Origin of the sequence: Pseudomonas sp. NBRC 111123 (assembly GCF_001320205.1) — a bacterium.
In the GTDB taxonomy this organism is placed as follows: Bacteria; Pseudomonadota; Gammaproteobacteria; order Pseudomonadales; family Pseudomonadaceae; genus Aquipseudomonas; species Aquipseudomonas putida_J.
Genome location: NZ_BCAZ01000037.1, coordinates 1 through 20,004 on the forward strand (window position 1 = coordinate 1; position 20,004 = coordinate 20,004).

General features: G+C 62.5%; 19 protein-coding genes. 10 read left to right on the forward strand and 9 right to left on the reverse strand.

The genetic code is table 11. The features are described 5' to 3' along the window. Positions 1-36: 36 nt before the first annotated feature. Together APH27_RS18165 and APH27_RS18170 are read right to left on the reverse strand one after the other, a co-directional pair. Positions 37-234: a YbdD/YjiX family protein gene (locus APH27_RS18165; protein WP_027918412.1), complete on the reverse strand. Its 198-nt coding sequence runs from the start codon at positions 232-234 to the stop codon at positions 37-39. 13 nt (positions 235-247) lie between these two features. After that, on the reverse strand, positions 248-2,314 hold the full coding sequence (locus tag APH27_RS18170; RefSeq protein ID WP_027918411.1) for a carbon starvation CstA family protein: 2,067 nt from the start codon (positions 2,312-2,314) through the stop codon (positions 248-250). Between the two features lie 289 nt (positions 2,315-2,603). Between APH27_RS18170 and APH27_RS18175 the strand changes: the two genes are divergently transcribed. From APH27_RS18175 to APH27_RS18185, 3 genes are all read left to right on the forward strand, one after another. Then, complete coding sequence (locus tag APH27_RS18175) at positions 2,604-3,239, forward strand: lytic polysaccharide monooxygenase auxiliary activity family 9 protein (protein ID WP_060485563.1); 636 nt, start codon at positions 2,604-2,606, stop codon at positions 3,237-3,239. A 103-nt stretch (positions 3,240-3,342) separates the two neighbouring features. Next, entirely contained in the window at positions 3,343-3,708 is a 366-nt protein-coding gene (locus APH27_RS18180) for a PilZ domain-containing protein (protein ID WP_060485564.1), read from the forward strand. Positions 3,709-3,971: 263 nt separating this feature from the next. Continuing rightward, on the forward strand, positions 3,972-5,489 hold the full coding sequence (locus APH27_RS18185; protein ID WP_060485565.1) for a nucleobase:cation symporter-2 family protein: 1,518 nt from the start codon (positions 3,972-3,974) through the stop codon (positions 5,487-5,489). A 60-nt stretch (positions 5,490-5,549) separates the two neighbouring features. Here the strand turns inward: APH27_RS18185 and radA are convergent, their stop codons facing one another. Further along, positions 5,550-6,917 carry a DNA repair protein RadA gene (gene radA / locus APH27_RS18190; protein ID WP_060485566.1) on the reverse strand — a complete coding sequence of 456 codons (1,368 nt, stop codon included), beginning with the start codon at positions 6,915-6,917 and terminating at the stop codon, positions 5,550-5,552. 177 nt (positions 6,918-7,094) lie between these two features. Here radA and mscL point away from each other — a divergent pair, with 177 nt between their 5' ends. Further along, a complete protein-coding gene (gene mscL, locus APH27_RS18195; protein ID WP_027918406.1) occupies positions 7,095-7,514 on the forward strand; it encodes a large-conductance mechanosensitive channel protein MscL in 420 nt (139 codons plus the stop codon). A gap of 32 nt (positions 7,515-7,546) precedes the next feature. On the opposite strand, the gene APH27_RS18200 is transcribed toward mscL, so the two are convergent. After that, positions 7,547-8,323 carry a ferredoxin--NADP reductase gene (locus tag APH27_RS18200; protein WP_027918405.1) on the reverse strand — a complete coding sequence of 259 codons (777 nt, stop codon included), beginning with the start codon at positions 8,321-8,323 and terminating at the stop codon, positions 7,547-7,549. A gap of 211 nt (positions 8,324-8,534) precedes the next feature. On the opposite strand from APH27_RS18200, the gene APH27_RS18205 reads away from it, so the two are divergent. Then, on the forward strand, positions 8,535-9,245 hold the full coding sequence (locus APH27_RS18205; RefSeq protein ID WP_027918404.1) for an autoinducer binding domain-containing protein: 711 nt from the start codon (positions 8,535-8,537) through the stop codon (positions 9,243-9,245). Positions 9,246-9,338: 93 nt separating this feature from the next. Next, the gene (locus APH27_RS18210; RefSeq protein WP_027918403.1) at positions 9,339-10,463 is read left to right on the forward strand and encodes a methyltransferase; all 1,125 of its coding nucleotides are present in this window, start codon (positions 9,339-9,341) and stop codon (positions 10,461-10,463) included. 53 nt (positions 10,464-10,516) lie between these two features. Here APH27_RS18210 and APH27_RS18215 read toward each other — a convergent pair whose 3' ends face one another. From APH27_RS18215 to APH27_RS18225, 3 genes are read right to left on the reverse strand one after another with little or no spacing between them, the layout of a single operon-like run. Further along, on the reverse strand, positions 10,517-10,672 hold the full coding sequence (locus tag APH27_RS18215) for a DUF2474 domain-containing protein (RefSeq protein ID WP_016489104.1): 156 nt from the start codon (positions 10,670-10,672) through the stop codon (positions 10,517-10,519). A 9-nt stretch (positions 10,673-10,681) separates the two neighbouring features. Further along, on the reverse strand, positions 10,682-11,689 hold the full coding sequence (gene cydB / locus APH27_RS18220; protein ID WP_060485567.1) for a cytochrome d ubiquinol oxidase subunit II: 1,008 nt from the start codon (positions 11,687-11,689) through the stop codon (positions 10,682-10,684). Positions 11,690-11,692: 3 nt separating this feature from the next. Further along, positions 11,693-13,129: a cytochrome ubiquinol oxidase subunit I gene (locus APH27_RS18225; protein WP_060485568.1), complete on the reverse strand. Its 1,437-nt coding sequence runs from the start codon at positions 13,127-13,129 to the stop codon at positions 11,693-11,695. Positions 13,130-13,474: 345 nt separating this feature from the next. On the opposite strand from APH27_RS18225, the gene APH27_RS18230 reads away from it, so the two are divergent. From APH27_RS18230 to trmA, 3 genes are all read left to right on the forward strand, one after another. After that, a complete protein-coding gene (locus tag APH27_RS18230; RefSeq protein ID WP_060485569.1) occupies positions 13,475-14,695 on the forward strand; it encodes an MFS transporter in 1,221 nt (406 codons plus the stop codon). A 270-nt stretch (positions 14,696-14,965) separates the two neighbouring features. After that, positions 14,966-16,261, forward strand: a complete 1,296-nt coding sequence (locus APH27_RS18235; protein WP_027918399.1) for an NCS2 family permease — start codon at positions 14,966-14,968, stop codon at positions 16,259-16,261. Continuing rightward, positions 16,258-17,343, forward strand: coding sequence for a tRNA (uridine(54)-C5)-methyltransferase TrmA (gene trmA / locus APH27_RS18240; RefSeq protein WP_027918398.1), 1,086 nt, complete (start codon positions 16,258-16,260; stop codon positions 17,341-17,343). Before APH27_RS18235 ends, trmA begins: the two co-directional genes overlap by 4 nt. A gap of 127 nt (positions 17,344-17,470) precedes the next feature. Here trmA and pcaG read toward each other — a convergent pair whose 3' ends face one another. Continuing rightward, positions 17,471-18,076 carry a protocatechuate 3,4-dioxygenase subunit alpha gene (gene pcaG / locus APH27_RS18245; protein WP_027918397.1) on the reverse strand — a complete coding sequence of 202 codons (606 nt, stop codon included), beginning with the start codon at positions 18,074-18,076 and terminating at the stop codon, positions 17,471-17,473. 10 nt (positions 18,077-18,086) lie between these two features. Further along, positions 18,087-18,806, reverse strand: coding sequence for a protocatechuate 3,4-dioxygenase subunit beta (pcaH, locus tag APH27_RS18250; protein ID WP_060485570.1), 720 nt, complete (start codon positions 18,804-18,806; stop codon positions 18,087-18,089). A gap of 188 nt (positions 18,807-18,994) precedes the next feature. On the opposite strand from pcaH, the gene APH27_RS18255 reads away from it, so the two are divergent. After that, entirely contained in the window at positions 18,995-19,888 is an 894-nt protein-coding gene (locus APH27_RS18255) for a neutral zinc metallopeptidase (RefSeq protein ID WP_060485571.1), read from the forward strand. Positions 19,889-20,004 lie beyond the last annotated feature (116 nt).

Genomic DNA, 20,004 nt, shown 5'->3' on the forward strand with positions numbered 1-20,004 from the left:
AAGGCCGCTCCTACATGGACCGCGCCGGCATCCGGCTCAACAGCACTTGGGCCCGGACTTGCCACCATAACGCGCTTCCTGGCGTTCCCGGAAGAACGCCTCGTAGCTCATCACCGGCTTGTCCGGGTGCTTGGCCTGCATGTGCTCGACGTAGTTGTCGTAGTCGGGCATGCCGACCATCAGGCGGGCTGCCTGCCCCAGGTATTTACCCAGTCGACCCAGGTCGTTGAACATCACTGCAGTCCTCTCAAGCGTCAGGCAGGGCCTGGAATGGGGTTTCCTTGTCGGTGCGCTCTTTGCGGCCAAGGGCGGCGTAGCCGACCTTGAGGGCGAAGAACAGCACGCTGAACACCACCAGCAGGAACAGAATCGTCAGGCCGGCGTTGGTGTAGGCGTTGAAGATCACGTGCTGCATCTGGTTGATGTCCTTGGCCGGGGCCAGCACCTGACCGGCGTCCAGCGCGGTGCTGTACTTCTTGGCCAATGCCAGGAAGCCGACAGCCGGGTTCGGGTCGAACAGCTTGATCAGGCCCGCTGCAGTGGTGCAGATCAGCAGCCAGGCAGCCGGCAGCAGGGTGACCCAGATGTAGCGCTCGCGCTTCATCTTGATCAGCACCACGGTGCCGAGCATCAACGCGATACCCGCGAGCATCTGGTTGGAGATACCAAACAGCGGCCACAGGGTGTTGATGCCACCCAGCGGGTCGATCACGCCCTGGTACAGCAGGTAGCCCCACAGCGCCACGCAACCGGCGGTACCGATCAGGTTGGCAGTCCACGACTCGGTACGCTTGAGGGCTGGCACGAAGCTGCCCAGCAGGTCCTGCAGCATGAAGCGACCGGCACGGGTACCGGCGTCTACCGCGGTGAGGATGAACAATGCTTCGAACAGGATCGCGAAGTGGTACCAGAAGGCCATGGTGTTTTCACCCGGCAGCACCTGGTGCAGGATCTGCGCGATACCCACTGCCAAGGTTGGAGCACCACCGGCACGGGCGAGTACCGTGTGCTCGCCGATGTCGCGGGCGACCGCTTCGAGCTGCTCAGGGGTGATCATGAAGCCCCAACTGCTGACGGTTTGCGCCACCGAAGCAACGTCAGCGCCAACCACCGCGGCCGGGCTGTTCATGGCGAAGTACACGCCCGGCTCGATCACCGAGGCAGCAACCATGGCCATGATGGCGACGAACGACTCCATCAGCATGCCGCCGTAGCCGATGTAACGGGCGTTGGCTTCGTTGTCCAGCAGCTTTGGCGTGGTCCCCGAAGAGATCAGCGCATGGAAGCCCGACACCGCGCCACAGGCGATGGTGATGAACAGGAACGGGAACAGGGTGCCCTTCCACACCGGGCCGGTGCCGTCGGTGAACTGGGTCAGCGCCGGCATTTTCAGCTCGGGCATGGTTACCAGGATGCCGATGGCCAGGGCAATGATGGTACCGATCTTGAGGAAGGTCGACAGGTAGTCACGCGGCGCCAGTACCAGCCATACCGGCAGTACAGCAGCGACGAAACCGTAACCCACCAGCATCCAGGTGATCTGCACGCCAGTGAAGGTAAATGCCGGGCCCCAGACCGGATCGGCGGCAATCTGGCCCCCCAGCCAGATCGACGCCAGCAGCAGTACCACGCCGACTACCGAGATTTCGCCGATACGGCCCGGGCGGATGTAGCGCATGTAAATGCCCATGAACATCGCGATCGGGATGGTCGCCATCACCGTGAACATGCCCCATGGGCTCTCGGCCAAGGCTTTGACCACGATCAGCGCCAGCACCGCGAGGATGATGATCATGATCAGGAAGCAGCCGAACAGGGCAATGGTCCCCGGGATGCGGCCCATCTCCTCACGCACCATGTCGCCCAGCGAGCGGCCGTTACGGCGAGTGGACAGGAACAGGACCATGAAGTCCTGCACCGCACCGGCCAGCACCACGCCGGCGATCAGCCACAGCGTACCGGGCAGGTAGCCCATTTGTGCAGCGAGTACGGGGCCAACCAGCGGGCCGGCGCCAGCGATGGCGGCGAAGTGGTGACCGAAGAGAATGTGTTTGTTGGTCGGAACGTAGTCCAGTCCGTCGTTGTTGAGCACAGCAGGGGTAGCTCGGCGGGGGTCGAGTTGCATCACCTTGGTGGCGATGAAAAGGCTGTAGTAACGATAGGCGACCAGGTAGATGGCCACCGCAGCGACCACGATCCACAAGGCATTGATCGCCTCGCCGCGACGCAGGGCGACGACACCCAGCGCGCAGGCCCCTATGACCGCCAGCGCCAGCCACGGGATGTGGCGTAGCAGGCTGTTATTGTTGTTCATGGCATGCTTCCAGCTAAGTGGTTGGAATAGACATCCCCTTGAGTCTAGGGCCTGCTTGACGGCTTTACCATCCCGATTTGGCACTCAGCCACTGACCAGCACGCGCTCTAGCACGCTACTACCCGCAGAAGTTCAGTTGGGCTGACCTGTCATTTCTGCCAGTTGCGCAGGAAGGCCCCCCACGCATTCAATGATCACGCAAACCAGTTGTCACGGAATGACTCACAGGATCGAGTACGCAAAAGCTCGAACCGTGCGTCGATCATAGGATAACCAGCAGGGAGTAACGATGACTCAGGATAAGAGTAAATCCACGCGTGACTCAGGCCCAATCGAACCCACCCATGGCTCGATCTCAACGCCCAAGTCCCGAGCGACCTTCGCAGAGGAAAAACACCTTATTGAGGGAAATCTTCACAACGGCATCGAAAGCGGCAAATTCTTCCCGAAGACCACGGGCGGGCTGGCCGATCCCTATGCCAAAGACGACGTGAAGAATATTGCGCCACCGGTCGATGGCAAGATTGCCAGCGGCGAAAGGCCGGGCGCTGCCTACCTGGACCGCACAGATGTGGCCTGGGACAAGCATGATGTGACCAGCGGCACTCCGCTGGAGTTCGTGTGGAGCTTCAGTGCGCGCCACAAGTACCGCCGTTTCAACTACTTCATTACCAAAGCCGGATGGGACTCGACGCAGCCGCTGTCGCGTGCACAGTTCGAACCTGAACCCTTCGCCACCTTCCTCAATGATAGACAACCTTATTGGAGCTACTCGGACGAAGAAATGTGGCCGGAGCAACCGACCAAGCACACCCTGAAGATGCCTGAGCGCGACGGTTATCATGTGCTGCTTGGGGTATGGGAAATTGCCGAGACCGATAAAGCCTTCTATCAGGTGGTCGACCTGAATTTCGTCTCCAATTAAAGGTGGGACCGGGCGACTCCCGTAGACGGCACCTTGTCGCTCGTCATGAGGCAGAAGAGGCCATGGCTGGTCTATAGTCAGAGCAACTGACGAGGGGCCTGCCATGACCACTTCTGCCGACGAACGCCGCCGTTTCCAGCGCATCGATTTCGACGCCCCTACCGAATTGCGCCAGGGCGATCGCCGTTGGCCGGTGAAGCTGCTGGACCTGTCGCTCAAGGGCCTGCTGATCGAATGCCCTTCGCCCTGGGATGCCGACCTGACCCAGGATTTCGACGCGATCATCCACCTCGACCGCAATGTGCGCGTGCAGATGCAGGTGGAATTACGCCATGAAGAAGCAACCCGCCTGGGTTTCGTCTGCCTCTATATAGACGTCGAATCGATGACCCACCTGCACCGTCTTGTGGAACTGAACGTAGCCGACAGCACCGAAATGATGCGTGAGCTGCGCGAACTCATCGAATAATGGAATCTCTTAGCTAGCTAACAGCATCCCCACCTATTGTTTCTTGTCTACCCAGACAGCTTTATGCCTGGGCATTGACGCTTTGTACACACCCTTCTAATACAGCCTCTGACGACTTGGTACGCGATCTGCATTGCCGTCCTGCACACATTGCAAGGCTAGCTGTCCGCGCTCCGATCAAAATATTGTATACAATTTATGTAGCAATCATTTGTAGGAAATGTCTACAGTAACGCCACAACAATAAACAGAGAGCCTGCTCCATGACTACGTCCCCTAGCACGTCTCCCGCCAAGCGCCCCGAGGATGAAAACCTCGGGCTTGGTGCCAACCTGGCCTATGGTCTGCAGCATGTGCTGACCATGTATGGCGGGATCGTCGCGGTACCCCTGATCCTGGGCCAGGCCGCCGGCCTCAACGGTGCCGAGATCGGCATGCTGATTGCCGCTTCGCTGTTTGCCGGTGGCCTGGCGACCCTGTTGCAGACGCTGGGCATCCCGTTCTTCGGTTGCCAGCTGCCGCTGGTACAGGGCGTATCGTTCGCCGGTGTGGCGACCATGGGTGCCATCCTCAGCAGCGAGGGCGGTGGCGGCTTGCCGGGCGTGCTCGGCGCAGTCATGGCGGCTTCGTTGATCGGCTTCCTGATCACCCCAGTGTTTTCGCGCATCACCAAGTTCTTCCCGCCGCTGGTGACCGGCATCGTCATCACCACCATTGGCCTGACCCTGATGCCGGTCGCTGCGCGCTGGGTGATGGGCGGCAACAGTGCCTCACCGGAGTTCGGTAGCATGGCCAACATCGGCCTGGCCGGCTTGACCTTCGCCATCGTGCTGGTGCTGAGCAAGCTGGGCAGCGCGACCATCTCGCGCCTGTCGATTCTGCTGGCCATGGTGATCGGCACGCTGATCGCCTGGGCGCTGGGCATGACCGACTTCAGCAAGGTCAGCCAAGGCTCGATGTTCGCCTTCCCTACCCCGTTCCACTTCGGCATGCCGGAATTCCACATCGCCGCGATCCTGTCGATGTGCATCGTGATCATGGTGACCTTGGTGGAAACCTCGGCCGACATCCTCGCCGTGGGTGAGATCATCGACACCAAGGTCGACTCCAAGCGCCTGGGCAATGGCCTGCGGGCCGACATGGCATCGAGCATTCTGGCGCCGATCTTCGGCTCGTTCACCCAGAGCGCCTTCGCCCAGAACGTCGGCCTGGTGGCCGTGACCGGGGTCAAGAGCCGCTATGTGGTGGCCACCGGTGGCGTGATCCTGGTGGTGCTGGGCCTGTTGCCAGTGATGGGCCGGGTGATTGCCGCCGTACCGACTCCAGTGCTGGGTGGCGCGGGCATTGTGCTGTTCGGCACCGTGGCCGCCAGCGGCATCCGCACCCTGTCGAAGGTCAATTACAAGAACAACGTCAACCTGATCATCGTCGCCGCCTCGCTGGGCTTCGGCATGATCCCGATCGCTGCGCCGACCTTCTACCACCAGTTCCCTAACTGGTTCGAGACCATCTTCCACTCCGGCATCAGCTCGGCGGCAATCATGGCCATCCTGCTGAACCTGCTGTTCAACCACTTCAAGACGGGCAACTCGGAGAACCAGTCGGTATTCGCCGCAGCCTACGAGCGCACCATCCAGTATTCGGACATCTCGTGCCTGCGTGATGGTGACTACTTCAAGGATGGCAAGCTGTTCGATGCCGATGGCAACGAAGTGCCGGTAATGGAGCTGGACGAGCACGGCAACCAGGCGCCCAGGCGCAGTGCTGTTGCCGAGCATTGACCGCTGACTGAGCGGTGAGGTGGGGGGAGCCGATGCGCATCGTCGGCTCCCCTTTTTCATTTACTCGAACAGCGCATCCAGAGCCTGCTCCAACCGGGTCACTGCAATGACCTGCAACCCTGCTGGCGGCTCCTTCGGCGCATTGCCCTTGGGCACGATGGCGCGCTTGAAGCCGTGCTTGGCTGCTTCCTTCAAGCGCTCCTGGCCACTGGGCACTGGCCGCACCTCGCCCGACAAGCCAATCTCGCCAAACACCAGCAGCCCATGGGCCAACGGCCGGTTGCGCAGGCTGGACATCACCGCCGCCAGCAGCGCCAGGTCCGAAGCCGTCTCCAGCACCTTCACCCCACCGACCACGTTAAGAAACACGTCCTGGTCATGGGTAGGAATGCCACCATGGCGGTGCAGTACCGCCAGCAGCATGGCCAGGCGGTTCTGGTCCAGGCCCAGGGTGACCCGCCGAGGGTTGGCCAGGTGGCTGTCATCGACCAGCGCCTGCACCTCTACCAGCATCGGCCGGGTGCCTTCCCAGGTGGCCATGACCACACTCCCCGGCACTTCTTCCTGGGTGCGATTAAGGAAGATCGCAGAGGGGTTGGAAACCTCTTTCAGGCCACGGTCGGTCATGCCGAACACGCCCAGTTCGTTGACCGCGCCGAAGCGGTTCTTCACTGCCCGCAACAGCCGCAGGCGGCCGTCGGACTCGCCCTCGAAATACAGCACGGTATCGACCATGTGCTCCAGCACCCGCGGCCCAGCCAGCGAGCCTTCCTTGGTGACGTGGCCAACCAGGAAGATCGCCGTGCCGCTCTGCTTGGCATAACGCACCAGCAAGGCCGTGCTTTCGCGCACCTGGGCCACACCGCCAGGGGCGGACTGCAACTGCTCGGTAAAGATGGTCTGGATCGAGTCGATCACCATGACCCGGGGCTTTTCTACCCGCGCAGTGGCGATGATGGTTTCGATGCAGGTCTCCGTCATCACCTTGAGCTGGTCCTGGGGCAAGCCCAGGCGCCGCGAACGCATGGCCACCTGTTGCTGCGACTCCTCACCGGTGACGTACAGCGCCGGCAGGCCCACGGCGATGTTGCACAGTGTCTGCAGCAGGATGGTCGATTTACCGATCCCCGGGTCACCGCCGATCAGCACCACCGAGCCATCGACCAGGCCACCACCGAGTACGCGGTCGAGTTCGGTGCTGCTGGTGGTGAAGCGCGGGATTTCTTCGACGCTGACTTCGGCCAGGGTCTTGATCTGCGCCTGTTGCCCGGTCCAGCCGGCGCGGCCGCTGGGGGCCGCCGCGCCGCCGCTTTCGATCATGGTTTCGACCAGGGTGTTCCAGGCCCCGCAGTCGGCACACTGGCCGGCCCATTTGGGGAAGGTCGCGCCGCACTCGGTGCAGCCATACAAACGCTTGGCCTTGGCCATGGGGCAGGGTCTCCTGGAAAAAACCGCCATCATAGCCGAGGGCGACGTGTCTCGAACGCGTCGAGATGCGACAAAACTATTCGTTCTAACCGCAGTCACTACCCCTGAAGCCAACGCATGAAGCGTTTGAGTGGCTTACACTGCGTTTACCTCACCATTTGTTACAAGGAATCAAACATGGGCATGCTCAGTGAGTTCAAGGCCTTCGCGGTCAAAGGTAATGTCGTCGACATGGCGGTCGGTATCATCATCGGCGCGGCCTTCGGCAAGATCGTCTCCTCGTTCGTCGGGGACGTGGTCATGCCACCACTGGGGCTGCTGATCGGCGGCGTCGACTTCAGCGACCTGGCAATTACCCTCAAGGCTGCTGAAGGTGATGTACCGGCCGTGGTGCTGGCCTACGGCAAGTTCATCCAGACCGTGGTCGACTTCATCATCGTCGCCTTCGCCATCTTCATGGGCGTGAAAGCGATCAACAAGCTCAAGCGTGAAGAAGCCGTTGCACCCACCACTCCGCCGGTGCCGACGCCTCAGGAAACCTTGCTGACCGAGATCCGCGATCTGCTCAAGGCGCAGAACCAGAACCGTCTGCCCTGAAACAGCAGGGGCCGCTTCGCGGCCCCTCTGCATTACCAGTAGTTTTCCACCGCCACCTGCCCCGGCCGCTTGCTCAGGCTCAGTTGCAGGTCACGCGCTTTGAGCACCTTGCGTGTCTCGTCGATCATCTGCGGGTTGCCACAGAGCATGATCCGCGAATGCTCGGGCGACAGTTCCAGCCCTGCCGCCTTTTCCAGCTCGCCATTTTCGATCAGCGTGGTGATGCGCGCATTCAATGCCCCTGGGTGCTGCTCACGGGTCACCACCGGAATGAACTGCAGCTTGCCAGCAAATTCGGACAGATAATCACGCTGCTCCAACCCGGCGATGTCGTCTACATACGCCAGCTCCTTCGCCTCACGGACCGAATACACCAGCTTTATGTTGTCGAAGCGCTCCCAGGCTTCGAAGTCCTGCAGGATCGACATGAAGGGTGCAATGCCGGTACCGGTGGCCAGCAGCCACAGGTCGCGGCCACCGACAAAGCGGTCAAGGGTCAGATAACCGAACGCCTGACGGTCGATCAACAGGGTATCGCCCTCTCCCAGACGGCTCAGCTCACTTGTGAACTCCCCACCCGGTACTACGATTGAAAAGAAGTCGAGGTATTCGTCATGGGGGGCGCTGACCATGGAGTAGGCACGCCAGACCACGCTGCCATCAGCCTTGCTCACGCCCAGCCGGGCAAACTGGCCGGCCCGAAAGCGAAACCCTGGGTCGCGCGTAACCCGCAGGCTGAACAGGTTCGGCGTCAGCGGCTGGACGTCGAGCAGGGTCTGGCAGGTAAATTTGTCGGCACTGGCGGTCATGACGGGCTCCATCGATAGCGTGTGCCCAGTGTCGCGCAAAGCGGACAGGATAAAAACCGCAAGAGTGTAGGGGCACAGCCTACTGCCCCAATTGTTACGTCATAAACGCATAACCGCTGTTACAAATAATCCCATCATAACGCTCAGACTTTTCCTACACTCCTCCCGGCAGCAAATGGAATGGATCCCAGAAACGGGAGGAGGTCGAGAGATGTTTCAATGGAACCATGAGCATCTTCACAAGCTGGTCAGCGAGAGCACGCCGCAAAAGGTGTTCGACCTTGCGGTGCACCTTGCCCAGGACCTAGGCATGGAATTCATGGGCCTGAAGCTTCGCATTCAACTCGCTGCCCAGTCTCCCCACTTGTACCTTTACAGCAACTACCCCGTCGAGTGGATCGAGCGTTATCAGCGCGACGACTTCTACAAACAGGACGCTGCTGCTATCCGTAGCCACGCCTCGACCATGCCGGTGCTATGGACCGACGAACTGTACCGTGACGTGCCCCACTACCGCGAACAAGCCTGCGCGCATGGCCTGCGCCATGGCTGGACACAATCCCTGCATGACCTTCAGCACAACGAAAGCCAGGTCAGTGTGTGCCGGCCACTGGGCGAAGTGAAGATTGCCGAACTGTATGACAAGGCCAGCAAGGTGCAGTGGTTGTGCCACACCCTGCACGCGATCATCAGTGAATATCACTTGGCCAGAATCAGTGTGCCGCTGAAGATGAGCGACCGCGAAATCGAAGTGCTCAAGTGGTCGGCAGCCGGCAAGACCGCAGCCGATGTGGCCTGCATCCTGTCGCTGTCGCAGAGTACGGTGAACTTTCATATTCGCAGCGTGATCACCAAGACCAACGCCGCCAACAAGGCCGGTGCCATCGCCACCGCCATGATGCGCGGCCTGATCGAACACTAGCCAGGCCTGCGGCGTCGCGCAAAGCCCTGTAGAATCGCGCAGCAAAGCTCGTGGCGAACCGCCGTGGGCAGATCCGTACCCGAGCCAGACGCCATGCCCCTGTTGACCACCCCCTACGCCGAACTCGACCTGATCCGACAGCCGGACCAGGCCAACGACCCGCTGCAGGCCTTCGATGCCGCCGATGAATACCTGCTCGAGCAATTGCACGCGCAGGGCTTGGTAGCCGGCAGCCGCGTGCTGGTGCTCAACGACAGTTTCGGCGCCCTGGCGGCCAGCCTGGCCGGGCACCTGCAAGTGGTCAGCAGCGGCGATTCGCACCTGGCGCGCATTGCCCTGGAGAAGAACCTGGCACGCAATGACAAGGCCTTCGACAGCGTGCCCTTCGTGCCGGCAAGCGAACACTGGCAAGGCCCGTTCGACCGCGTGCTGGTGCGCGTGCCCAAGACCTTGGCGCTGCTCGAAGAACAACTGATCCGCCTGCAAGGCCACCTGGCACCCGGCGCCCAGGTGATTGCAGGTGCCATGATCAAACACTTGCCGCGAGCGGCCGGCGACCTGATGGAAAAGTACATCGGCCCGGTGCAAGCCTCACTGGCGCAGAAAAAGGCCCGCCTGCTGACCGCCTCGGTCGCCGACCGCCCTGCTGCCAAGTCGCCGTACCCGACCCGCTATCTGCTCGATACGCCGGCCCTTGAACTGCTCAACCATGCAAATGTGTTCTGCCGCGAGGGCCTGGACATCGGCACCCGTGCCTTCCTCCCCCATTTGCCGCGCAACCTGGGCAACGCCCGCGTTGCCGACCTCGGCTGCGGCAACGGCGTGCTCGCCATTGCCAGCGCTCTGGCCAACCCGGACGCGCACTTCACCCTGGTCGATGAATCGTACATGGCCGTGCAATCGGCGCAGGAGAACTGGCAGGCTGCCCTGGGTGAGCGGCCGGTAACGGTGATGCCGGGTGATGGCCTGGCCGGGGTGGAGAAACAGTCGCTGGATGTGGTGCTGTGCAACCCGCCGTTCCACCAGCAGCAGGTGGTGGGTGACTTCCTGGCCTGGCGCATGTTCCAGCAGGCGCGTGAGGCGCTGGTGGTGGGCGGTGCACTTTACATCGTCGGTAATCGCCACCTGGGCTATCACAGCAAACTGGCGCGGTTGTTCCGTGGCGTGGAGCAGGTAGCGGCGACGCCAAAGTTCGTGATCCTCAAAGCCCGCAAGTGAACGTTCAGGGCCCAATCGCCGGCAAGCCGGCGAGAGGGCCCTGAAGGCCTGAATCAATGGGTGGTCAGGCCCGCTGCCCCCATGAACAGCCTCATCACCCAGGCCGCCACGCCCAGCGCTGCCACGCTCATCGCCCAGATCAGCACCAGCCAACCCAGTCGCTGCCACAGCGGTTTCTTCTCTTCCAGGCCATGTTTACCGGTCATCATGGCGCCCTCCTAGTGATAGCCGTCTTCATGGGTCACCTTGCCCCGGAACACGTAGTAGCTCCAGAAGGTATACATGAGGATGAACGGCAGGATGAACAACGTGCCCACCAACATGAAGCCCTGGCTCTGCGGTGGCGCTGCGGCCTCCCAGATCGAGATCGACGGCGGGATGATGTTCGGCCACAGGCTGATGCCCAGCCCGCTGTAACCCAGGAAGATCAATACCAGGGTGAGCAGGAATGGCGTGTAGTGCGCATTGCGTGCCACCGCCTTGAGCAAACCGTAGAAGGTCACCAGGACCAGCAGCGGCACTGGCATGAACCAGAACAGGTTGGGCATGCTGAACCAGCGGTCGGCAATCTGCGGATAAGCGATCGGGGTCCACAGGCTGACGATGCCGATGACTGCCAGCAGTACCAGCGCCAGCGGCCGGGCAAGGTCGTGCATCTTCAGTTGCAAGTCGCCCTCGGTCTTCATGATCAGCCAGGTGCAGCCCAGCAAGGTGTAGGCGACGATCAAGCCAAGGCCGCAGAACAGGCTGAACGGTGTCAGCCAGTCGAGGGTGCCTCCGGCGAAATGCCGATCGACTACCTTGAAGCCTTCGAGGAAGGCCCCCAGCGCCACGCCCTGAAAGAAGGTGGCGACCAGTGAGCCACCGATGAACGCCTTGTCCCACACGTGACGCTTGTCGGCCTTGGCCTTGAAGCGGAACTCGAAAGCCACGCCACGGAATATCAAGCCGATCAGCATCAGGATCAGCGGCAGGTACAACGCTTCGAGCACCACGGCGTAGGCCATCGGGAACGCCCCGAACAACCCGGCGCCGCCCAGCACCAGCCAGGTTTCGTTGCCGTCCCACACGGGGGCAACGGTATTCATCATCACATCGCGGTCACGCTCGCCCTTGACGAAGGGGAAGAGCATGCCGATGCCCAGATCGAAGCCATCCATCACCACGTACATCATGACGCCGAAGATGATGATCACGGCCCAGATCAGCGGAAGGTCGATACCCATGGCTCAGTTCCCCTTGCTCAGGCTGGCGGATTCGGCCTCACGGCCATCATCAGCGGCAGACAGCGGCCGCGCCGGTGTGCGTGTGGTGCCAGGGCCTCCGGGGTTGTGCTCGTCACCCTCGCCCGTCTGCGGCCCTTTGCGCACCAGGCGCATCATGTAGCCAAGGCCGGTGCCGAACAGGGCGAAGTACACCACCACGAATGCCACCAGGGTGAAGCCGAGCTGTGCATAACTGTGGTTGGACACGCCATCGGCGGTGCGCATCAGGCCATACACCACCCACGGCTGGCGGCCGATCTCGGTGGTGAACCAGCCGGCGAGCAGCGCGACCAGGCCAGACGGGCCCATCCACAGGGCCACATAGAGGAACGGCCGCGAGGTGTAGAGTGTGCCGCGCTTGCGCAGCCACAGGCTCCACAGGCCGACGAAGATCATCAGGAAGCCGAGCCCGACCATGACCCGGAACGACCAGAACACGATGGTCGAGTTGGGCCGGTCTTCAGGCGGGAACTCCTTCATCGCCGGCACCTGTTTGTCCAGGCTGTGGGTCAGGATCAGGCTGCCGAGCGCCGGGATCTCGATCTTGAAGCGGGTGGTTTCGGCCTTCATGTCGGGGATGCCGAACAAGATCAGCGGGGTCGGTTCACCGGGCACGTTCTCCCAGTGGCCTTCGATCGCAGCGATCTTCACCGGCTGGTGCTTGAGCGTGTTGAGGCCGTGGAAGTCACCGATCACCGCCTGGATCGGCGCGACGATGAGTGCCATCCACATGGCCATCGAGAGCATCTTGCGCACCGCCGGGTTGTCACGCCCGCGCAGCAGGTGCCAGGCCGCCGAGGCACCGACGAAGAAGGCCGTGGAAACGAACGCGGCGGTGGCCATGTGCATCAGGCGATAGGGGAACGATGGGTTGAACACCACCGCCAGCCAGTCCACTGGCACCACCCGGCCATCGATGATCTCGTGGCCTTGAGGGGTCTGCATCCAGCTGTTGGACGCCAGAATCCAGAAGGTCGAGACCAGGGTGCCGAGCGCGACCATCACCGTGGAAAAGAAGTGCAGGCCACGGCCGACACGGTTCCAGCCGAACAGCATGACGCCAAGGAAGCCCGCCTCGAGGAAGAAGGCGGTCAGCACTTCATACGTCAACAATGGGCCGGTGACGGCACCGGCGAAGTCCGAGAACCGGCTCCAGTTGGTGCCGAACTGGTAAGCCATGACCAGGCCGGAGACCACGCCCATGCCAAAGTTGACGGCGAAGATTTTCGACCAGAAGTGGTAGAGATCACGGTAGACCTGGTAGTGGGTCCGCAGCCAGAGGCCTTCGAGGACTGCCAGGTAGCTCGCCAGGCCGATGGTGATGGCCGGGAACAGGATGTGGAACGACACGGTAAAGGCAAACTGCATTCGGGCGAGCTCTAAGGCCTCTATTCCGAACATGGTGCTTCCTCTTCAGATAATCCGGCGTCCGGGCTTGTGGCCCCGTCGCCCACTGCCCCCACGGTAGTCGAGTGCGGCACGTTGGAATTGTTCTGTTCGATCGCAGGGATTCCGGCCCGAGGGCCAATTCGTTAGATCTGGAACGATTGATCCAAGTCAACGATTACTAGGAAGCATAGCCCCGAATGGCCCGCCGGGCCGTGTGGTTGTTTGCCGCGTGACCGGTTGCCCCACCCTCTTTCGCGAAACGTGAAAAAGTGCCGATCACGGCAAACAGTAACCGTTTGTTACAAACAGATGATACGCTGCGGGCCCCTCTACTGCGCCGAGGCCAACAGGTTTCCGATGTCCGATTCCGCACCGCAGTTGTTGCGTCATCACCGCCCGTTCATCGCTTTCTGGCTGGCCCGGGTGTTCACCGCCAGCGGCTTCCAGATGCTCACCGTGGCCATTGGCTGGCATCTCTACCAGCTGACCGGCAATGTGCTCGACCTGGGCCTGGTGGGCCTGGTCGAATTCGCTCCGCGGGTGTTGTTCATGCTGCACACCGGGCACGTCGCCGATCGCTATGACCGGCGCAAGGTCGCGGCGCTGTGCCAGACCTTGCAGGGGTTGATCGCCCTGGCGCTGGCCGTGGGCAGCGCCACCGACAACGTCAGCCGCGAACTGATTTTCGTGCTGGCCTTCCTGCTCGGTGCCACCCGCTCGTTCGAGATGCCGGCGACCCAGGCGCTGCTGCCTAACGTGGTACCTGCCGGGCTGTTCCCGCGCGCGGTAGCCGCTTCGGCCTCGGCGACCCAGGCCGCCACTATCGTCGCCCCGGCCGTAGGGGGCTTCCTGTACGCATTTGGCAGCATCTGGGTGTACGGCCCGACTGTCGCCCTGTACGCCATCGCCTGCCTGCTGATGCTCAGCCTCGACTCGCGCCAGCAGGTACCTCAGCGTGGCCGCACCAGTATCGAATCGCTGATGGCCGGGATCCGCTTCATCCGCAGCCGACCCGACATTCTCGGGGCCATCTCGCTGGATCTGTTCGCCGTGCTGCTCGGTGGCGCCACCGCCTTGCTGCCGGTGTTTGCCAAGGACATCCTGCTTACCGGCCCATGGGGCCTGGGCCTGCTGCGCTCGGCGCCAGCGGTGGGGGCACTGCTGATGTCGCTATGGCTGGCGCGGTTCCCGGTGGAGCGCAAGGTCGGCCGCACCATGTTCACCGCCGTCGGGCTGTTCGGCGTGGCGACCATTGCCTTTGGTCTGTCGACCTCGTTCTGGTTCTCGCTGGCAGTGCTTGTGGTGCTGGGCGCGGCGGACATGATCAGCATGGTCATCCGTGGCGCCTTCGTGCAGCTGGAGACGCCGGACGAGATGCGCGGGCGGGTGAGCGCGGTCAACGGGTTGTTCATCGGCGCGTCGAACCAGCTGGGCGAGTTCGAGTCCGGGGTGACGGCGCACTGGTTCGGCACGGTGCCGGCGGTGGTGATGGGGGGGGTCGGCACGCTGGTGGTGACCGGGGTGTGGATAAAGTTGTTCCCCACACTGGCCAAGCGAGACCGGTTGCACAACGAATAATTCGCTCTCCTGTGCTGGCCTCTTCGCGGGTAAACCCGCTCCCACAGGGGGCCGCCCTTGCTATATCCCTGTGGGCGCGGGTTTACCCGCGAAGAGGCCGGCACAGGCTAGAGGTAACCCATTCCCCAACGGCGATAGGCCCCCGCCGAGCATGCTGGTATGATGCGCGGCTTTTTTCCGCCCCACACAAAACCACGGCATCCGCTACGGTCTGTGCTTTGCTGATGGGGTCGATACATTCACGGCGCGAGGGCGCCCTGGGGAGCGGGCATGCTGGAAAGGCTGTTTCAACTAAAAGCACACAACACCAATGTGCGCACCGAGATTCTTGCGGGCGTCACCACCTTCCTGGCCATGGCCTACATCCTGTTCGTCAACCCGAGCATTCTCGGCGAGACCGGCATGGACAAAGGCGCGATCTTCGTCGCCACCTGCCTGGCCGCCGCCATCGGTTCGACCACCATGGGCCTGATCGCCAACTACCCGATCGCCCTGGCGCCGGGCATGGGCCTGAACGCGTTCTTCACCTATACGGTGGTCCTGCACATGGGCCACACCTGGCAGGTGGCACTGGGCGCGGTGTTCCTCTCGGCGGTGATGTTCTTCCTGCTGTCGATCTTCCGCATTCGCGAATGGATCGTGAACAGTATCCCGCTGCCCCTGCGCTCGGCGATTGCTGCGGGTATCGGCCTGTTCCTGGCGTTCATTGCCCTGCATAATGCCGGCATCGTCGTCGATAACCCGGCAACCTTGGTGGGCCTGGGCGACCTCAAGCAGCCGGCACCGATCCTCGCTACCCTGGGCTTCTTCCTTATCGTTGGCCTCGAGTCGCTGAAGGTGCGAGGCGCGGTGCTGATCGGCATCCTCGCCGTCACCATCGCCTCGATCGTAATGGGCGTGACCCCGTTCGGTGGCGTGGTATCCATGCCGCCTTCGCTGGCACCGACCTTCCTGCAGCTGGATATCAAGGGTGCCCTCGACGTGGGCCTGGTGAGCGTGATCTTCGCCTTCCTGTTCGTCGACCTGTTCGACAATTCCGGCACCCTGATCGGTGTGGCCAAGCGCGCCGGCCTGATGGGCAAGGATGGCCACATGCCAAAGATGGGCCGCGCCCTGATCGCCGACAGCACCGCAGCCATGGCCGGTTCCCTGCTGGGCACCTCGACCACCACCAGCTACATCGAATCCGCTGCTGGCGTGAGCGCCGGGGGCCGCACCGGCCTGACCGCCATCGTGGTCGCCATCCTCTTCCTGCTGGCGCTGTTCTTTGCCCCGCTGGCCGGTAGCGTGCCCGCCTTCGCCACCGCCCCGGCGCTGCTGTTCGTTGCCGTGCTCATGGCTTCGGGCCTGGCGGAAATCAACTGGGACGACGTTACCGAAGCCGCCCCGGTGGTGGTGACCGCCCTGGCCATGCCGCTGACCTACTCGATCGCCAACGGCATTGCCTTCGGCTTCATCTCCTGGACCGCCGTCAAGCTGATCTCTGGCCGCCACCGCGACCTGAACCCGGCCCTGGTGATCCTTTCCATCCTGTTCGTCATCAAGCTGGGCTGGTTCAACGCATGAGTGCTGTCTTCGATCCCACCGCCTACGACACCCAGCTTGAGGGCAAAGTCGCCCGCCTGCGCGAGTTGCTGGCGCCCTTTGGCGCGCCGGAACCGGCCGTTTTCGACTCGCCGCGCGAGCACTACCGGCTGCGCGCCGAGTTCCGCCTGTGGCGTGAAGAGGGCCAGCGCCACTATGCGATGTTCGCCCCAGGCGATAAGCACAAGGCGATCCTGATCGACGACTTCCCCATCGCCAGCCAGCGCATCAATGCGTTGATGCCGCGCCTGAAAGCCGCCTGGCAGGCCAGCGAAGCGCTGAGCAACCGCCTGTTCCAGGTGGAGTTCCTCACCACCCTGGCCGGCGATGCCATGGTCACGATGTGCTACCACCGCCCGCTGGACGAAGCCTGGGAAGTGGCTGCCCGGCAGCTGGCCGAAGACCTCGGCGTGAGCCTGATTGGCCGCTCGAAGGGCAAACGCCTGGTGATCGGCCGCGATTACGCGGTGGAAAAGCTCGATGTCGCCGGCCGTGTGTTCAGTTACCGCCAGCCAGAAGGTGCGTTCACCCAGCCCAACGGCGCGGTGAACCAGAAGATGCTGAGCTGGGCCTTCGAGGCCATCGGCGAGCGTGAGGACGACCTGCTGGAGCTGTATTGCGGCAACGGCAACTTCACCCTGCCGCTGGCCACACGCGTGCGCCAGGTACTGGCCACCGAGATCAGCAAGACCTCGGTCAATGCCGCGCTGAGCAACCTCGACGAGAACGCTGTGGATAACGTGCGGCTGGTGCGCCTGTCGGCGGAAGAGCTGACCCAGGCGCTGAATGACGTGCGCCCGTTCCGCCGGCTGGAAGGGATTGACCTGAAAAGCTACGCGTTCGGCACGGTGTTCGTCGACCCACCGCGTGCCGGCATGGACCCGGACACCTGCGAGCTGACCCGGCGTTTCGAGCGGATCCTGTACATCTCGTGCAACCCGGAGACGCTGGCGGCGAACATTGCCCAGTTGCAGGACACGCACCGCATCGAGCGTTGTGCGTTGTTCGACCAGTTCCCCTATACCCACCACATGGAAAGTGGCGTCCTGCTGGTTCGGCGCTGACTGATAAATCGCTGGGGTCGCTGTGCGGCCCTTTCGCAGCACAAGGCCGCCCCTACAGGGGAATGCATATTCCTGTAGGAGCGGCCTTGCGCCGCGATGGGCTGCAACGCAGCCCCAAGGGTATGTATCAGAAGTCGAAGAACACCGTCTCTCCTTCCCCTTGAATGCGGATATCGAAGCGATACGCCGTCTTCCCGTCCACCTCGCAACGCTTGGCAATCAAGGTTTCGCGGCGCTGCGGCTGCTCGATCAGGTTGAGCACCGGGCACTTCGCGTTGGCCTCGGCCTCGTCATCGAAATACAGGCGCGTGTGCAGGTGGATGTTGATCCCCCGGGCAAACAGGCTGATGTTGATGTGCGGCGCCATCGGCACGCCTGCGGCATTGTTCACCACACCTGGCTTGACCGTGTGCACGGTCCACTCGCCGGCATCGAAGGTGGTGGCGGTGCGGCCGAAACTGTTGAAAGCGTTTTCCAGGTTGTAGGCATCCTGGTACTGGCCATTGGCATCGGCCTGCCACAGTTCCAGGAACGAATCACGCACCAGGTGGCCGTTGCCGTCATACACCTGGCCGATCAGCAGGATGTGCTCGCCAGCAGCGTCCGGCTTGGCCAGGCGGTTCCAGATTTCCTGGTCGCGGGTCGGGTTGCCGGCCGCTTCCAGGGCCAGGCCGATGTGCACGTAGGGGCCGGCGGTCTGCGAGGGGGTTTCCGGCAGCAGTTCGATAGGCATGGCGGGGTCCTCAGCAGTTTTCGAAGTGGGTCTTGCGCTGGCCGCGCAGCACGATGTCGAAGCGATACGCCAGGCAGTCCATCGGGTTGGCGTTGCTCATGTCGAGCTTGGCAATCAACTGCTGCACCGCTTCGGGGTTGGCGATCGACTTGACGATCGGGCACATCGGGATCAGCGGGTCGCCCTCGAAATACAGCTGGGTGATCAGCTTGGTGGCGATCGACGGGCCGCTGATGGCGAAGTGGATGTGCGCCGGGCGCCAGTCGTTCGGGCCATTGCGCCATGGGTATGGGCCCGGCTTGATGGTGCGGAAACAGTAGTAACCGTCGCGGTCGGTCAGGCAGCGGCCGACACCACCGAAATTCGGGTCCAGCGGCGCCAGGTAGCGGTCGTTCTTGTGGCGATAACGGCCGCCGGCATTGGCTTGCCACATCTCCACCAGGGTATTCGGTACCGGCTTGCCGTACTGGTCGACGACGCGGCCGGCAACGATGATGCGCTCGCCGATCGGCAGGCCGCCGTTGTTGAAGTTCAGCAGCAGGTCATGGTCGTGGGCCCCGAAGCCCAGGTGGGAAAAGTCCGGGCCGGTGGTTTCGCTGATCGACTGCGGGATACTGACCAGTGCCTGGCGCGGCGAGCGGGCAACGGACGTCTTGTAGTCAGGCGTCAGGGCCTTGGGGTGCCAGTTGCGATCACGGATCACGAAGCGGCTGTTGTCCTGGGCGGGCATGCCGGATTCCTCTCTTGGAATTATGAAAACGCCTGTACACGGCAGGCGGACTTGCAGTTTCAGATAGGTCGGGCCAGATGAATATTGAAATCAGCCACCCAATACATAACCAAATGGTTATGCATTAGTACCTTTGGCTGGGGTGAACTAATCTTTATCCCCATGTTTCACGCTCTGGAGAGCACTTCATGGAATGGCGAAAAGGCCGGCGCAGCGACAACGTGGTCGATGCCCGTGGCGAAGGTGGCGGTGGCGGCGGCATGCGCTTTGGCGGCGGCAAGGGGCTGGGGCTGGGGGCGATATTGCTGATCGTTGGCATCGGCTGGCTCACCGGCCAGGACCCACTGCAGATCCTCGGCCAGCTCACAGGGCAGATGGACCAGCAGCAACATCAGGCAGCGCCGGCTGGCGCAGGCGGCAAGGCGCCGCCGGCCAATGACGAGCAGGCGCAGTTCGTCGCCTCGATCCTGGGTGACACCGAGGATACCTGGAAGGCCCTGTTTGCCCAGGCAGGCAAGCAATACCGCGATCCCAAGCTGGTGCTGTTCAGCGGCCAGGTGAACTCCGCCTGCGGGTTCGCTTCCGCGGCGGTCGGGCCTTTCTACTGCCCGGCGGACCAACGTGTCTACCTGGACATGTCGTTCTTCCGCGAGATGGAAAACCGCTTCGCCGCAGCGGGTGATTTCGCCCAGGCTTACGTGATCGCCCACGAGATCGGCCACCACGTGCAGACCTTGCTTGGTGTGTCGGCCAAGGTCGATGCCGCACGGCGCGGCGGCCAGCGCATGGAGGGCGACAATGGCCTGCTGGTGCGCCAGGAGCTTCAGGCTGACTGCCTGGCCGGGGTGTGGGCGTATCAGGCGCAGAAACGGCTGAACTGGCTGGAACCTGGCGATGTAGAAGAAGCGCTGAATGCGGCCAATGCCATTGGCGATGACCGGCTGCAGCAGCAAGGCCAGGGGCGCGTAGTACCCGACTCGTTCACCCATGGCACCTCGGCGCAGCGGGTGCGCTGGTTCAAGGCCGGGTTTGCCCAGGGTAATGTGAACAGCTGCGATACCTTCAGCGCGCGTAGCCTTTGAGATCTTGGGGCCGCTTTGCGGCCCATCGCCGGCAAGCGCGGCTCCCCGTTTGATCGATGTAGGCGCCGCGCTTGCCGGCGATGGGCTGCACAGCCGCCTGCGATCACCAAAGTTAC

Bases quoted from the DNA above. Each gene is read 5' to 3' on its own strand.
- pcaH (WP_060485570.1), bottom strand. From the start codon at position 18,806: ATGCCCGCCCAGGACAACAGCCGCTTCGTGATCCGTGATCGCAACTGG.
- APH27_RS18180 (WP_060485564.1), top strand. From the start codon at position 3,343: ATGACCACTTCTGCCGACGAACGCCGCCGTTTCCAGCGCATCGATTTC.
- APH27_RS18225 (WP_060485568.1), bottom strand. From the start codon at position 13,129: ATGTTCGGAATAGAGGCCTTAGAGCTCGCCCGAATGCAGTTTGCCTTT.
- APH27_RS18175 (WP_060485563.1), top strand. From the start codon at position 2,604: ATGACTCAGGATAAGAGTAAATCCACGCGTGACTCAGGCCCAATCGAA.
- APH27_RS18210 (WP_027918403.1), top strand. From the start codon at position 9,339: ATGCCCCTGTTGACCACCCCCTACGCCGAACTCGACCTGATCCGACAG.
- APH27_RS18200 (WP_027918405.1), bottom strand. From the start codon at position 8,323: ATGACCGCCAGTGCCGACAAATTTACCTGCCAGACCCTGCTCGACGTC.
- radA (WP_060485566.1), bottom strand. From the start codon at position 6,917: ATGGCCAAGGCCAAGCGTTTGTATGGCTGCACCGAGTGCGGCGCGACC.
- APH27_RS18170 (WP_027918411.1), bottom strand. From the start codon at position 2,314: ATGAACAACAATAACAGCCTGCTACGCCACATCCCGTGGCTGGCGCTG.
- trmA (WP_027918398.1), top strand. From the start codon at position 16,258: ATGAGTGCTGTCTTCGATCCCACCGCCTACGACACCCAGCTTGAGGGC.
- APH27_RS18165 (WP_027918412.1), bottom strand. From the start codon at position 234: ATGTTCAACGACCTGGGTCGACTGGGTAAATACCTGGGGCAGGCAGCC.
- APH27_RS18185 (WP_060485565.1), top strand. From the start codon at position 3,972: ATGACTACGTCCCCTAGCACGTCTCCCGCCAAGCGCCCCGAGGATGAA.
- APH27_RS18235 (WP_027918399.1), top strand. From the start codon at position 14,966: ATGCTGGAAAGGCTGTTTCAACTAAAAGCACACAACACCAATGTGCGC.
- cydB (WP_060485567.1), bottom strand. From the start codon at position 11,689: ATGGGTATCGACCTTCCGCTGATCTGGGCCGTGATCATCATCTTCGGC.
- APH27_RS18255 (WP_060485571.1), top strand. From the start codon at position 18,995: ATGGAATGGCGAAAAGGCCGGCGCAGCGACAACGTGGTCGATGCCCGT.
- APH27_RS18230 (WP_060485569.1), top strand. From the start codon at position 13,475: ATGTCCGATTCCGCACCGCAGTTGTTGCGTCATCACCGCCCGTTCATC.
- APH27_RS18205 (WP_027918404.1), top strand. From the start codon at position 8,535: ATGTTTCAATGGAACCATGAGCATCTTCACAAGCTGGTCAGCGAGAGC.
- APH27_RS18215 (WP_016489104.1), bottom strand. From the start codon at position 10,672: ATGATGACCGGTAAACATGGCCTGGAAGAGAAGAAACCGCTGTGGCAG.
- mscL (WP_027918406.1), top strand. From the start codon at position 7,095: ATGGGCATGCTCAGTGAGTTCAAGGCCTTCGCGGTCAAAGGTAATGTC.
- pcaG (WP_027918397.1), bottom strand. From the start codon at position 18,076: ATGCCTATCGAACTGCTGCCGGAAACCCCCTCGCAGACCGCCGGCCCC.